11 protein-coding genes and 1 other RNA gene are annotated in these 13,571 nt (G+C 43.3%); 5 read left to right on the top strand and 7 right to left on the bottom strand.

The window, feature by feature from the left end:
- Positions 1–77 precede the first annotated feature (77 nt).
- The 5 genes from adhE (at position 78) to recR (ending at position 5,748) form a co-directional block, all read left to right on the top strand.
- Positions 78–2,687 carry a bifunctional acetaldehyde-CoA/alcohol dehydrogenase gene (adhE, locus tag ACYQ0H_RS05835; protein ID WP_459811903.1) on the top strand — a complete coding sequence of 870 codons (2,610 nt, stop codon included), beginning with the start codon at positions 78–80 and terminating at the stop codon, positions 2,685–2,687.
- Positions 2,688–3,012: 325 nt separating this feature from the next.
- Positions 3,013–3,112: signal recognition particle sRNA small type (ffs, locus tag ACYQ0H_RS05840), an RNA gene on the top strand.
- Between the two features lie 46 nt (positions 3,113–3,158).
- Complete coding sequence (dnaX, locus tag ACYQ0H_RS05845) at positions 3,159–4,772, top strand: DNA polymerase III subunit gamma/tau (RefSeq protein WP_459811904.1); 1,614 nt, start codon at positions 3,159–3,161, stop codon at positions 4,770–4,772.
- A 15-nt stretch (positions 4,773–4,787) separates the two neighbouring features.
- Positions 4,788–5,141, top strand: a complete 354-nt coding sequence (locus ACYQ0H_RS05850) for a YbaB/EbfC family nucleoid-associated protein (protein WP_459811963.1) — start codon at positions 4,788–4,790, stop codon at positions 5,139–5,141.
- Between the two features lie 4 nt (positions 5,142–5,145).
- Positions 5,146–5,748, top strand: a complete 603-nt coding sequence (gene recR, locus ACYQ0H_RS05855) for a recombination mediator RecR (RefSeq protein ID WP_459811905.1) — start codon at positions 5,146–5,148, stop codon at positions 5,746–5,748.
- Positions 5,749–5,772: 24 nt separating this feature from the next.
- On the opposite strand, the gene tadA is transcribed toward recR, so the two are convergent.
- The 7 genes from tadA to ACYQ0H_RS05890 all read right to left on the bottom strand — a co-directional run bounded on the left by tadA (position 5,773) and on the right by ACYQ0H_RS05890 (position 13,569).
- Entirely contained in the window at positions 5,773–6,264 is a 492-nt protein-coding gene (gene tadA, locus ACYQ0H_RS05860; protein ID WP_459811906.1) for a tRNA adenosine(34) deaminase TadA, read from the bottom strand.
- A 19-nt stretch (positions 6,265–6,283) separates the two neighbouring features.
- Complete coding sequence (locus tag ACYQ0H_RS05865; protein ID WP_459811907.1) at positions 6,284–7,495, bottom strand: CPBP family intramembrane glutamic endopeptidase; 1,212 nt, start codon at positions 7,493–7,495, stop codon at positions 6,284–6,286.
- Positions 7,496–7,594: 99 nt separating this feature from the next.
- Positions 7,595–8,794 (bottom strand): elongation factor Tu, encoded by a 1,200-nt coding sequence (gene tuf, locus ACYQ0H_RS05870; protein ID WP_459811908.1) that lies wholly within the window; start codon positions 8,792–8,794, stop codon positions 7,595–7,597.
- 111 nt (positions 8,795–8,905) lie between these two features.
- The gene (fusA, locus tag ACYQ0H_RS05875) at positions 8,906–10,984 is read right to left on the bottom strand and encodes an elongation factor G (protein ID WP_459811909.1); all 2,079 of its coding nucleotides are present in this window, start codon (positions 10,982–10,984) and stop codon (positions 8,906–8,908) included.
- Between the two features lie 24 nt (positions 10,985–11,008).
- Positions 11,009–11,479 (bottom strand): 30S ribosomal protein S7, encoded by a 471-nt coding sequence (gene rpsG / locus ACYQ0H_RS05880; RefSeq protein ID WP_459811910.1) that lies wholly within the window; start codon positions 11,477–11,479, stop codon positions 11,009–11,011.
- A gap of 212 nt (positions 11,480–11,691) precedes the next feature.
- On the bottom strand, positions 11,692–12,117 hold the full coding sequence (gene rpsL / locus ACYQ0H_RS05885; protein ID WP_124101028.1) for a 30S ribosomal protein S12: 426 nt from the start codon (positions 12,115–12,117) through the stop codon (positions 11,692–11,694).
- Between the two features lie 267 nt (positions 12,118–12,384).
- Positions 12,385–13,569, bottom strand: coding sequence for a hypothetical protein (locus tag ACYQ0H_RS05890; RefSeq protein ID WP_459811911.1), 1,185 nt, complete (start codon positions 13,567–13,569; stop codon positions 12,385–12,387).
- Positions 13,570–13,571 lie beyond the last annotated feature (2 nt).

Consider the following 13,571-nt stretch of genomic DNA (forward strand, 5'->3'; position numbering starts at 1 on the left):
ATAAGATGAAACGAGCATACTGTTAGTCGGTTTCATCGTTAAACACATTAACGCTAATTTTTATTGGAGGTTTATTTATGGCAAAGAATGAAACACCGGTATTGGTAGACAGCGTAGAAGCTCTTGAGGCAAAGATCGCCGAAGTAAGAGAAGCTCAGAAAATTTTCGCTACCTATACTCAGGAGCAGGTTGATAAGATTTTCAAGGCTGCCGCTATTGCCGCTAACAAAGCAAGAATTCCTCTTGCAAAAATGGCTGTTGAGGAAACAGGCATGGGCGTAGTCGAGGATAAGGTCATCAAAAACAATTATGCCGCTGAATACATTTATAATGCATACAAGAACGTTCAGACCTGCGGAATCATTGAAGAAGATTCGGCGTATGGTACAAAAAAGATCTATGAGCCTATCGGCGTAATTGCCGCAGTTATTCCTACAACCAACCCGACATCTACCGCTATATTTAAGACAATGATCTGTCTTAAAACAAGAAACGGTATTATAATCAGCCCTCACCCGAGAGCTAAGAAGTGCACTATTGAGGCTGCTAAAATCGTACTTGACGCAGCTGTAGAGGCAGGCGCTCCTAAGGGAATTATCGGCTGGATCGACGTTCCGTCCCTTGATCTTACTAATACAGTAATGAAAGAAGCTGACTGCATTCTCGCTACTGGCGGCCCGGGAATGGTTAAGGCTGCATATTCGAGCGGCAAGCCTGCCCTTGGTGTAGGAGCGGGAAATACTCCTGCCGTGATCGACGCTTCTGCTGATATCAAGCTTGCGGTAAGCTCGATTATTCACTCAAAAACTTTTGACAACGGTATGATATGCGCTTCTGAGCAGTCAGTTATTGTTGACAAGTCTATTTACGACGAAGTTAAAAAAGAATTTAAAAACCGCGGCTGCTATATCCTTAATAAGGAAGAAACCGAAAAGGTAAGAAAAACTATTATCATTAACGGCGCACTCAATGCAAAGATAGTAGGACAGTCTGCTCATACTATTGCTAAGCTTGCCGATGTTGAAGTCCCTGAGGACGCTAAGATCCTTATTGGAGAAGTTTCCTCTGTTGAACTTGATGAAGAGTTTGCTCACGAAAAGCTATCCCCTGTTCTTGCTATGTATAAAGCTAAGGATTTTGACGACGCTATTGAAAAGGCCGACAGACTTGTTCAGGACGGCGGTTACGGTCACACCTCCTCGCTTTATGTCAACGCTTCATCTGAAAAGGAAAAGATCAATAAGTTCGGCGCAAGAATGAAAACCTGCCGTATCCTTGTAAATACTCCTTCTTCACACGGCGGTATCGGCGACCTTTATAACTTTAACCTTGCTCCTTCCCTTACTCTCGGATGCGGTTCATGGGGCGGAAATTCCGTTTCAGAGAATGTAGGTATCAAGCATCTTTTGAACGTCAAGACAGTCGCTGAGAGGAGAGAGAATATGCTTTGGTTCAGAGCGCCTGAAAAGGTATACTTCAAGAGGGGCTGCCTCCCTGTTGCACTCGACGAACTTAAAAACGTAATGGGCAAGAAAAAGGCGTTTATCGTTACAGACCAGTTCCTTTACAAGAACGGATATACAAAGCCTATCACAGATAAGCTTGATTCTATGGGCATTGTTCATGAAACATTCTTTGACGTAGCTCCTGACCCGACGCTTGGCTGCGCTCTTGAAGGCGTAAAGGCTATCAGAGCTTTCGAGCCTGATACTATTATCGCTATCGGCGGAGGTTCTGCAATGGACGCCGCTAAGATCATGTGGGTTCTTTACGAGCATCCGGACGCTGACTTCTTCGATATGGCTATGAGATTTATTGATATCCGCAAGAGAGTCTATACATTCCCGAAGATGGGTGAAAAGGCTTACTTTATCGCTATTCCTACTTCCTCCGGTACAGGTTCTGAGGTTACTCCTTTCGCTGTTATTACAGACGAAAAGACCGGAACTAAGTATCCTCTTGCCGACTATGAGCTTATGCCTAATATGGCTATCGTTGATACAGATATGATGATGAGCGCTCCTAAGGGACTTACCTCGGCTTCAGGTATTGACGCTCTTACTCACGCACTTGAGGCTTACGCTTCGGTTATGGCTACCGATTATTCAGATGGTATCGCTATAAGAGCAATGCAGCTTATATTTAAATATCTGCCGGCCGCTTATGAAAACGGACAGACAGACGTTAAGGCTCGTGAGGAAATGGCTACAGCTTCTACAATGGCAGGTATGGCATTTGCTAACGCTTTCCTTGGAGTTTGTCATTCAATGGCTCACAAGCTTGGCGCATATCACCATCTGCCACACGGCGTAGCTAACGCTCTGCTTATAACCTATGTAATGAGATTCAACGCAGATCCTACTCCTCGTAAGATGGGTACCTTCTCACAGTATCAGTATCCTCATACTCTTGAAAGATACTGCGAATGCGCTAACGCTCTCGGAATTACCGGAAAGAACGATGAGGACACTCTTAATAAATTTATCAGCGCTATCGAAGAGCTGAAAGCTAAGGTAGGAATCAAGAAAACTATCGCTGAATACGGCGTTGACGAGCAGAAATTCCTTGAATCCCTCGATCAGATGGTTGAGGACGCATTTGACGACCAGTGTACTGGCGCTAACCCAAGATATCCGCTTATGAGCGAGATCAAGGAAATGTACCTCAAGGCTTACTACGGCAAGTAATTAATTTTGATTGATTTTCTTCTATAAACCTCTAATATAAAAGAAAGACACTTTTGACGCTATGTCAGGAGTGTCTTTCCTTTTAATGCGTTGACTTCCCCGATGGAAAAGAAATGTCCGGTAAACAGCTGTAATAGATTATTTGTGGAGTATCTAGATAAATATTCCTGTTTTTTGTTTTAAATTCAGTTACCTTTAAAAACGCAGTTGATAAAAAAATATAAAAAACCCTTGCATTTTTTCTGTATATGTGTTATAATAATTAAGTAATGGAGTTAAGATTGAGTTGTTTCAGAAATGTTCCTCATCAATCCGAGATATAGGTGTGCGGGTCCTGTGCAATGAAACGCTGTGAACCATGTCAGGCGGGGAACCGAGCAGCATTAAGCGGTCTGTTTCGTGTGACACAGTTTCGCCTGCACGCCTATATGTCGGATTGATTTTTTATGCTGAACGAGGGAGGCAGGATTGATGTATCAGGCGTTATATAGAAAATGGCGTCCTATGTCCTTTGACGATGTTGTTTCTCAGCCTCATATTACCGAAACGCTTAAAAATCAGATTGCTATGGATAAAACCGCTCATGCCTACCTTTTTACCGGCTCAAGAGGAACGGGAAAAACTACCTGTGCGAGAATTTTTGCAAAGACGGTCAACTGCCTTGATCCCCGTAACGGAGAACCCTGCCTTGAATGCGAAATATGCAGAAGCGCGGATAAGGGTTCACTTTCGGATATTATTGAGATCGACGCAGCGTCAAATTCAAAGGTAGACGACATAAGGGAGCTGAGAGAGGGAGTAGTTTATACTCCTGAAATGTGCAGGTATAAGGTCTATATAATAGACGAGGTCCATATGCTTTCAGCCGGCGCGTTCAACGCCCTGCTTAAAACTATGGAAGAACCTCCGGAGCACGTTAAATTTATACTTGCCACCACTGAGGTCCATAAGGTACCGGCTACAATCGTATCCAGATGTCAGCATTTTGATTTTCACCGTATCAGAACTCAGGATATTGTGGACAGGCTTTCATATATTGCTTCTCAGGAAAACCTTGTGCTTGACCCTGACGCCGCAGGACTTATTGCGGGACTGTCGGACGGAGGAATGAGAGATGCTCTTTCACTGCTTGATCAATGCGCCGCTTATTCAGATAATATCACAGCAGAGGTCGTTTCTAATGCGGCAGGAATAGCCGGACGCGGCTATCTGTTCGATATACTCGAAGCCGTATGCAGGCATGACGCCGCAGAAGCAATACGAATGATCGACGATTTATATGCAATGTCCAAGGATCTGGCGGTTTTATGCTCTGAGCTTATTGCTCAGATGAGAAATATAATGATCATAAAGTCCGCCGATAACAGCAGAGAGCTTATAGTATGTATGCCTGACGAGTTTGAAAGATTGAAAAGGCTTGCAGATTCTATTGATCTCGATACTATATTAGGCTATATCTCAATATTGCAGGAATGCTCCGAGCATTTTGCGAGAAGCTCCAATAAGTGTATTGAGCTTGAAATGTGCGCGGTTAGATTATGCACATATTCGCCTGATCTGCCAAAACCCAGTACAGCTGCACCCAGAGAGAATACTCAGATAAGCAGTTCACAGGTCAGCGCACTTATAAGCCGTATCAGCCAGCTCGAACAGGCTTTAAAGAGCGTAGGAGAAAGTTCAGCTTCTGCTATGCAGGCCGTTAAGCCTGAAGCAAAGAAAGAACCTACCGCTCCCCTTAAAAAGTTTGACCCGAACAATTTTACTCCGCTAGACGAATGGAAAAAGATACTGGAACGGGTCAATGAACAGGCTCCGGCAATAGGCGCTTTTCTGGCAAATTCAATGGCGTGTATAGAGGGAAATGTTTTCAACGTAGTTGTTAACAGCGAATTTCTTTTGAAAAAGTTCAAAGCCTCCGACGATAAGGCGCTTTTGAAAAAGATAGTAAACGAATATTACGGAAAAGACTTCGGCTTTATGCTTTATTCTTCTAAAACCGTTGATATAGAGGATAAAGACAATCCTATCAACGAACTGATAAAGCGTGCCCGAGAGGCTGAGATCGAAGTTGAAATAAAAAAGTAAATTTAAGGAGTTTTTATTATGAAAGCAAGACTACCTCAGGGCATGGGTAAAGGCCCTTCAAACAACATGAATCAGATGCTGAAGCAGGCACAGAAAATGCAGGACGAGATAACGGCTTTGCAGGCTGACCTTGAGCAGCGGGAATTCTCAGCTTCTGTCGGCGGCGGAGCTGTGGATATTACGATAAACGGCAAAAGACAGGTGCTCAAGCTCAACATCAAGCCGGAGGTCGTAGATCCGGACGATGTAGAAATGCTTCAGGATCTTATTATGAGCGCATTCAACGAAGCTGTAAGAACTCTCGATGAAACAAGTGACGAGGAAATGCAGAAGCTTACCGGCGGAGTTTCCTTCCCCGGACTGTTCTGATAAAATGGCTGATTCTAATGCTCTGCCCCTTGTAATTCTGTCGGAGCAGTTTGCTAAGCTTCCGGGAATAGGAATGAAATCAGCTCAAAGGCTTGCATATCATGTAATGGAAATGTCAGAGGCTGAGGTAAAAGAGTTTGCTCAGGCCGTTCTCAATGCCAAAAAAACAGTGCATACCTGCAAGGTATGTCAGAATTTCACTGAGAATGAGCTTTGCACCTTCTGTTCAGATCAAAGGCGTGATCAATCTACTATCTGCGTTGTTGAAACGCCTAAGGATATTTCAGCATTTGAGCGTACTAAGGAATACAAGGGAGTTTATCATGTTCTTCACGGACTTATATCTCCGATCGACGGAATTACGCCAGATAAAATAAGGATAAAAGAATTGCTGTCCAGAATTTCGGATAGCAATATCGCCGAGGTCATAATGGCTACAAACCCTACGGTCGAGGGCGAAGCTACCGCTATGTACATATCCAAGCTTTTAAAGCCTTTCGGAGTTAAGGTTACCAGACTGGCTTTCGGACTTCCTATCGGAGGAATGCTCGAATACGCCGACGAAGTAACGCTTTATAAGGCTCTTGAAAACAGAAATGAAATATAATAAAAAAACAAGACGCTGATAAGTTTAAACAGCGTCTTGTTTATTTTTATTAACTGATTTCCGGCTCTTCCTCAGATCTGCAAAAAATTCCGAAAGGATCACGGAACAGCTTTCATGCAGTACGCCGGATGTTATCTCGGGCTTATGATTAAACGGATATTCAAAGAGATTAATTACCGAGCCGCATGAACCTGCCTTGTGATCAGAAGCGCCGAATACTACCCGCTCCAGACGTGAATTAATTATTGCTCCCGCACACATAGGACACGGCTCTAAGGTTACAAACAGCTCGCAGTCAATAAGCCTCCAGCCGCCAAGTCTCTGACTTGCCTGACTGATCGCAATAATTTCAGCATGAGCCAAAGGGGATCTGCCGTTCTCCCGTCGGTTATAACCCTCACCTACTATTTCTCCCGTGGACTTTTTTACTACTACAGCCCCAACCGGAACTTCTCCTATTTCCATAGCCTTTTTCGCAAGTTCAAGCGACTTTTCCATATAAAATTCATCATTCATATCCTATCACCATAAAGCCTTACAGAAATTTAATACAAAAAACCGTCAAAACTACTGACACCAGTATCCAAGAAGCAAGAACTGTACTTGTAACGGAAGTCTTGATCTTTTCCCCGAGAGTCATATGGGAGTCGTCATTTCTGATGTTAAAATTCCATTCTCCCTTGCTTATCAAACGGGAATATACAATGATAGAGCCTGCAAATATAGCAAGACATACAATAGTCTCAAATATTTTTCCTTCAATATAGCCTAAATGAAAAGAAATATACGTCATAACAAAAGTAAGTACTCTTCCGCTTATCCGCATTGCAAAGGCGGTATAAATAGAGCCTGTCCTTATTGTGAACAGTCCCACAACAACTGAAGCGCAGAAAATATAACCGATCTGAGCTATATCATAATAGCATAAGCAGTTTATAACGCTTGTTATCAGTATTGCAAACAGATCTCCGAACTGACGGAAGGTCTGTAAAATAAGACCTCTGAACAAGATCTCCATAAGAATCGGAGTAATTATGAACTGACCAATAAAGAAAAAAAGCATTGCGGTTCGGTTATCTGTATAAATATAGTCATAATATACCGAATCAATATTTGCAAGACCCATCAGGTAAGCAAGAAAATAGTTGCCGATACGGCCTATAGCCGTAACGACCAGCATAAGCAGAACTCCGCTGGCTCCAAGTCTGAATGAACCTCTTGCGGTAGGCAGCATGACCTTTGCGGGTATACGTGACACAAATTTGAAAACAGCTATCGGAACAATATATTTCAGCATATTGCACACAGCAGCAAAATATACGATTTCCGAGCTTAAAGGCTTATAATCATTAAGCTCGGAATAATATACATTGGCTCCGCCGCTAAGCTTAAAATAATATTTTATGACCAGCATTTTGCCTAGATCGACCGCCAGCATAAATATCATTGTTATCCCAAGCAGAAAACAGCATTTCAGAAGCGATTTTTTCTCAGCCTGAGCCGGCTTCTTTTCAACATAACCTTCTCCGTCTATATAGGTATGCTCACGCTTATCGTGGACAAATTTATAACCGTAAGGATTTTTCTTATTCGTTCTCCATTTCAGAAAGGCCTCGCAGTATTCGCGGCTTTGATTCTGATACTTATGCTCTTTGGCTACGTCTATCATATAATCATCGTCGAGATTATCCAAAGCTTCACCCCCTATATGAATAATTATATCATATTTTGATCTGTAATTCCACATTTTTTTAATCTGTTTACCAGATATTCATATCAGTTTAAATAAAAAGCTCCGAATCATTAGATCCGGAGCTTACAATAGCAATTAAGCTGATATTTTTAATTAGTCCTTAACAGCTGTAACAACGCCTGAACCTACAGTTCTGCCGCCCTCACGGATAGCAAAACGAAGTCCTTCTTCAATAGCGATAGGAGTGATAAGCTCAACATCCATTGTTACATTATCGCCGGGCATACACATTTCCTTATCAGCAGGAAGTGTGATAACGCCTGTAACGTCTGTTGTTCTGAAATAGAACTGAGGTCTGTAGTTGTTGAAGAAAGGAGTATGACGTCCGCCCTCTTCCTTCTTCAGAACGTAAACCTGACCTGTGAACTTAGTCAGCGGATGAATGCTGCCCGGCTTACAAAGAACCTGACCTCTTTCAATGTCTGTTCTCTGGATACCACGGAGAAGCGCACCGATGTTATCGCCTGCCTCAGCGTAATCAAGGATCTTTCTGAACATTTCGATACCTGTTACAACTGTCTTAGCTCTCTCCTCAGTAAGACCGATGATCTCAACTTCATCACCTGTGTTGAGCTGTCCTCTTTCAACTCTTCCTGTAGCAACTGTACCACGGCCTGTGATGGTGAATACGTCCTCAACAGGCATAAGGAAAGGAAGATCTGCCTTACGGTCAGGAGTAGGGATAAATTCGTCAACTGCATTCATAAGCTCAATAATAGGAGCATATGCAGGATCTGAAAGATCGTCGGGAGCGTTAAGAGCAGCAAGAGCTGAACCCTTGATGATAGGAGTATCATCGCCGGGGAACTCATACTTGTCAAGAAGCTCTCTGATGTCCATTTCAACCAGCTCAAGAAGCTCTTCGTCGTCAACCTGATCAGCCTTGTTCATGAATACAACGATTGCAGGAACGCCAACCTGACGAGCAAGCAGAAGGTGCTCTCTTGTCTGAGCCATAGGACCGTCGGAAGCAGCTACTACAAGGATAGCTCCGTCCATCTGAGCAGCGCCGGTGATCATGTTCTTAACGTAGTCAGCATGACCCGGGCAGTCAACGTGAGCATAGTGACGCTTGTCTGTTTCATACTCAACGTGAGCAGTATTGATAGTAATACCACGCTCTCTCTCTTCAGGAGCCTTGTCGATCATATCATAAGCCTCATACTGAGCCTGACCCTTAAGAGCAAGAGTCTTTGTGATAGCAGCAGTAAGAGTAGTCTTACCATGGTCAACGTGTCCGATAGTACCAATGTTAACGTGGGGTTTTGTTCTTTCGAAATGTGCCTTTGCCATAGGAATTTTTCCTCCTTAAAATTTATAGTTTCTAAAATACCGTACTATATTGTAATTATATCAGATATCTTAAAATATTGCAATAGGTTAAATAAATATTTTTGAATAAAATTAACCCTTGCTTCTCGAAGTAATGATCTTCTCTGAAATCGACTTAGGAACTTCAATATAGCTGTCAGGCTCCATTGAATACTGTCCTCTTCCCTGTGTCTTTGAACGCAGGTCGTTGGAATAGCCGAACATTTCAGAAAGCGGAACAAGACAGTCGACCTGAACTGCGCCGGGTCTTGTTTCCTGACCGAGGATCTGTCCTCTTCTTGAGTTAAGGTCTCCGATTACAGTTCCTAAATAATCATCCGGAGCAATAACCGTTACCTTCATAATAGGCTCAAGTATTACAGGATCAGCCTTTCTCATAGCTTCCTTGAACGCCATTGATCCGGCGATCTTAAATGCCATTTCAGACGAGTCAACTTCATGATATGATCCGTCATAAAGCTCAACCTTTACGTCAACGACCTGGAAGCCGGCAAGAACTCCGGTTTCCATTGCGCCCTTGATACCGGCATCAACCGCAGGAATGTATTCCTTAGGAATAGAGCCGCCGACAACATGGTTGATAAACTCATAACCCTTGCCTGACTCATTGGGTTCGATATTGATCTTAACGTGACCGTACTGACCCTTACCGCCCGACTGCTTAGCGTACTTATAGTCAACGTTAGCGTTCTTTCTGATAGTTTCCTTATAAGAAACCTGAGGAGCGCCTACGTTAGCCTCTACCTTAAATTCACGGAGAAGTCTGTCAACAATGATCTCAAGGTGAAGCTCGCCCATTCCGGCAATGATCGTCTGTCCGGTTTCCTCTGAAGTCCAGGTTCTGAAAGTAGGATCCTCTTCTGCAAGCTTAGCAAGAGCGATACCCATCTTTTCCTGACCGGCCTTGGTCTTAGGCTCGATAGCGAGCTGAATAACTGGCTCCGGGAACTCCATGGATTCAAGAATAACAGGATTTTTTTCATCGCAGAGAGTATCGCCTGTAGTAGTGACCTTAAGTCCAACTGCAGCGGCAATATCTCCCGCATAAACCTCGCTGATATCCTTACGGTGATTTGAATGCATCTGAAGAATACGTCCGATCCTCTCGGTCTTGTCCTTAGAAGCATTATATACGTTTGAACCTGCCTTCAAAACTCCTGAATAAACTCTGAAGAAGCATAGCTTACCAACAAACGGGTCGGTAGCGATCTTAAATGCAAGCGCTGAAAACGGCTCTTCATCGGAAGAAGGCCTCTCAAGCTCCTCGCCTGTTTCAGGATTTACGCCCTTGATATGTGCAATATCAGTAGGCGCCGGCATATAGTCAACAATAGCGTCAAGAAGCTTCTGTACGCCCTTGTTCTTATATGAAGTACCGCAGGTTACAGGAACTATTGTGTTTGCAATAGTACCCTTTCTTATGCACATTTTCATTTCCTCTATAGTGAGCTCTTCACCGTCGAGGTATTTCATCATAACTTCCTCGTCCTGCTCAGCAATAGCGTCCATCATAGTAGCACGGTATTCCTCAGCCTTGTCCTTCATATCATCAGGTATATCTGTTACCTGAATATCAGTTCCGAGGTCGTTAGTGTAAATATACGCCTTCATTTCAAGCAGATCAATGATTCCCTCGAAATCCTCCTCAGCTCCGATAGGAAGCTGAATAGCTACGGCGTTTGTTTTGAGTCTTGTATGAAGCATATCAAGAACTCTGTAGAAATCGGCTCCCATAATGTCCATCTTATTAACGTAAACCATTCTGGGGACCTTGTAATTATCAGCCTGACGCCATACGGTCTCAGTCTGAGGCTCAACGCCTCCCTTAGCGCAGAGAACCGTTACAGAACCGTCGAGAACACGCAGTGAACGCTCAACCTCGACTGTAAAGTCAACGTGGCCCGGGGTATCGATAATATTAAGTCTATGACCCTTCCAGTAACAGGTCGTAGCAGCCGAAGTAATTGTAATACCTCTCTCCTGCTCCTGCGCCATCCAGTCCATAGTTGCCGCACCCTCGTGAGTTTCTCCGATTTTATGGTTTACACCGGTATAAAACAGGATACGCTCGGTCGTTGTTGTCTTACCGGCGTCGATATGAGCCATGATACCAATATTTCTGGTATCCTGCAAAGAACAATCTCTTGCCATAATATCCTCCTATTTATACTGTGTTTACCATCTGAAATGAGCGAAAGCCTTATTAGCCTCAGCCATTTTATGTGTATCGTCGCGCTTCTTGCATGAACCGCCTACACCGTTGAGAGCGTCAAGGATCTCAGCAGCGAGCCTTTCTCTCATAGTAGCCTCGTTTCTTTCACGAGAATACTTTGTTATCCATCTGAGTCCGAGAGTCTGACGTCTTTCGGGTCTTACCTCCATAGGAACCTGATAGGTAGCTCCTCCTACACGGCGGGCCTTTACTTCGAGCTCAGGCATGATATTGTTCATAGCCTCTTCAAAAACTTCGAGAGCGGGACGTCCCGTTTTCTCCTCTACGATTTCAAATGCTCCGTAAACTATCTTCTGAGCAACGCCCTTCTTGCCGTCCAGCATGATATTGTTAACAAGACGCGTTACAAGCTTAGAATTGTATACAGGATCAAGAAGTACGTCTCTTTTAGCAACTTTACCTCTTCTTGGCACTTTAATTCCCTCCTTCACAAATAAATGAATTCATAGGTACTCGCTCTGCAGCCTTGAGCTGCAGCCCCGTCAGTCCAATGCAGAGGAAAAATAAAATTCCGCTTCTAAAGCAGATATATATAATCACTCTACACGCAACTGTGGTCTTCGCAGTATGCGACAATGAGTCTAACCTTATTTAATGAGTTTTAAGCAGTAAAGCCTGAGCTTTATTACTTGGCAGCTCCTGCCTTAGGCTTCTTAGCGCCGTATTTTGAGCGAGCCTGCATTCTCTTGGCAACGCCCTGAGCGTCAAGAGTTCCTCTGATGATGTGGTAACGCACACCTGGGAGATCCTTTACACGTCCGCCTCTGATGAGAACAACGCTGTGCTCCTGCAGATTGTGACCGATACCCGGAATATAAGCTGTTACTTCGTTTCCGTTTGTAAGCTTAACTCTGGCGATTTTTCTCATAGCTGAGTTAGGCTTCTTAGGTGTAGCGGTTCTTACTGCTGTACATACGCCTCTCTTCTGAGGACAGCTCTGATCGATAGCTACTTTCTTCTTTGAGTTATAACCCTTCTGAAGCGCAGGAGCAGTCGACTTTGTTTCAAGAACGTCTCTTCCCTTTCTTACTAACTGGTTAAAGGTTGGCATAATTTCTCTCCTTTCATTAAAATACTATACGACTGATTACAATTCATCAGCATACTTTAATATTATACACCGCAAAAACGCGGCTGTCAAGCATTTTCTTCAATTTTACCTGTTATAAATTCCTACAAAATTTTCATCTGTGCCTATATAATTATTGCCTGTTTTCTACAAAACATACGAAAGGCGGAGAAATTATCCATTTCCCCGCACAAAATCCTGTAGTTCACAATCATCTCCGCCGTTGAACGCTTAATTCACCGGGTATTTTCAATGATCTTGTGATATTTCATCAAGCAGCCTCAGTATATCGGCAGCGCTGCTCTCCTCCTTAGATATTTCAAGATCTCCCATGTCTGTACTGAAATATATATTCTCGCCGGTTTCATAAAGCAGATATTCGGCTGACGTATCATCAGATCCCTTCCTGACAGAAAATTCACGCAAAGGCATTAGATCATAGGCTTTTTTATAGGGATCTGCTTTTATCTTCTCAACATAATCGTTAATTATAGTATCCAGCAGCAGCCTTTCCTGCTCGTTTTCTATTTTTGCTTCAAAGAGCAGACTGCCGTTTTCCACGGCATACTCTCTTATAGTAAATTCCGCTTCAGCTTCAGGCTGATAAACAGGGTCGGCAGTGAACGCATCGGATACCTGAATAATATCCGAATTGATCACATCAATATCATACATCTCCGGAGGCTGTGCGCATTTTACTCTTATCTGCATTCCGGTCTTTATATTCTCCGTAGATATTATACGATTGCTGCCGTCATAAATATATCCGAAGTCATTCCTGACCGAATAATAACATGACAAGCCGTTCTTCACCGTTTCTACCGTAATAGCTTCTTCCGATATTTCATAAACCTTACCGCTGAAATAAGTACCTGTAAGATCGGTTATATATTCACCTTCTTTTAAGCTTCCGATCGTCTGGAGTATTCCGCAGGAATTTATTATTTCTGGATAAGTTTCCATTATAGTTCCGTCGAAGTTTACAACAACTGTATCTCCTGTTTTAAAACTGCTGAAATCCGTTTTGCTGTTATCTGAGCCGAAAAATTCACAGCTATCCGCAAAGGATACGCTGATAAGACCCTCTCCCTCTTTACAGATCATAACGCCGTTTTCCCTGACCTGAACGATTACTGCTCTGAAATGTTCTCCTTTTCGTTCCGCAGCGTAATCTATATTACGGCTGTCCTCATCACCGTCATTTCCTTCATCGACGCTTTCCTGCAATATCCCGTTTATCCTTGGATAATCTTTACGAACCGAATAACCCAGCGCATATATCCCTGCACAGATCAGCACGACCGCACAAATCACCGCTGTAAAATAACGGCGTTTCAAAAACACTCGGGTATTTGTTTTATCCTGTCTCATAATTACTGCTTCCTTCCACTTAGGGGGTGCGGAATACTTATCAAAAATTCTAAGCTGTTTCATTA

It is taken from the genome of Hominimerdicola intestinalis, from assembly GCF_054655215.1.

Bases quoted from the DNA above. Each gene is read 5' to 3' on its own strand.
- dnaX (WP_459811904.1), top strand. From the start codon at position 3,159: ATGTATCAGGCGTTATATAGAAAATGGCGTCCTATGTCCTTTGACGAT.
- recR (WP_459811905.1), top strand. From the start codon at position 5,146: ATGGCTGATTCTAATGCTCTGCCCCTTGTAATTCTGTCGGAGCAGTTT.
- rpsL (WP_124101028.1), bottom strand. From the start codon at position 12,117: ATGCCAACCTTTAACCAGTTAGTAAGAAAGGGAAGAGACGTTCTTGAA.
- ACYQ0H_RS05890 (WP_459811911.1), bottom strand. From the start codon at position 13,569: ATGAAACAGCTTAGAATTTTTGATAAGTATTCCGCACCCCCTAAGTGG.
- tuf (WP_459811908.1), bottom strand. From the start codon at position 8,794: ATGGCAAAGGCACATTTCGAAAGAACAAAACCCCACGTTAACATTGGT.
- ACYQ0H_RS05865 (WP_459811907.1), bottom strand. From the start codon at position 7,495: ATGTGGAATTACAGATCAAAATATGATATAATTATTCATATAGGGGGT.
- tadA (WP_459811906.1), bottom strand. From the start codon at position 6,264: ATGAATGATGAATTTTATATGGAAAAGTCGCTTGAACTTGCGAAAAAG.
- fusA (WP_459811909.1), bottom strand. From the start codon at position 10,984: ATGGCAAGAGATTGTTCTTTGCAGGATACCAGAAATATTGGTATCATG.
- adhE (WP_459811903.1), top strand. From the start codon at position 78: ATGGCAAAGAATGAAACACCGGTATTGGTAGACAGCGTAGAAGCTCTT.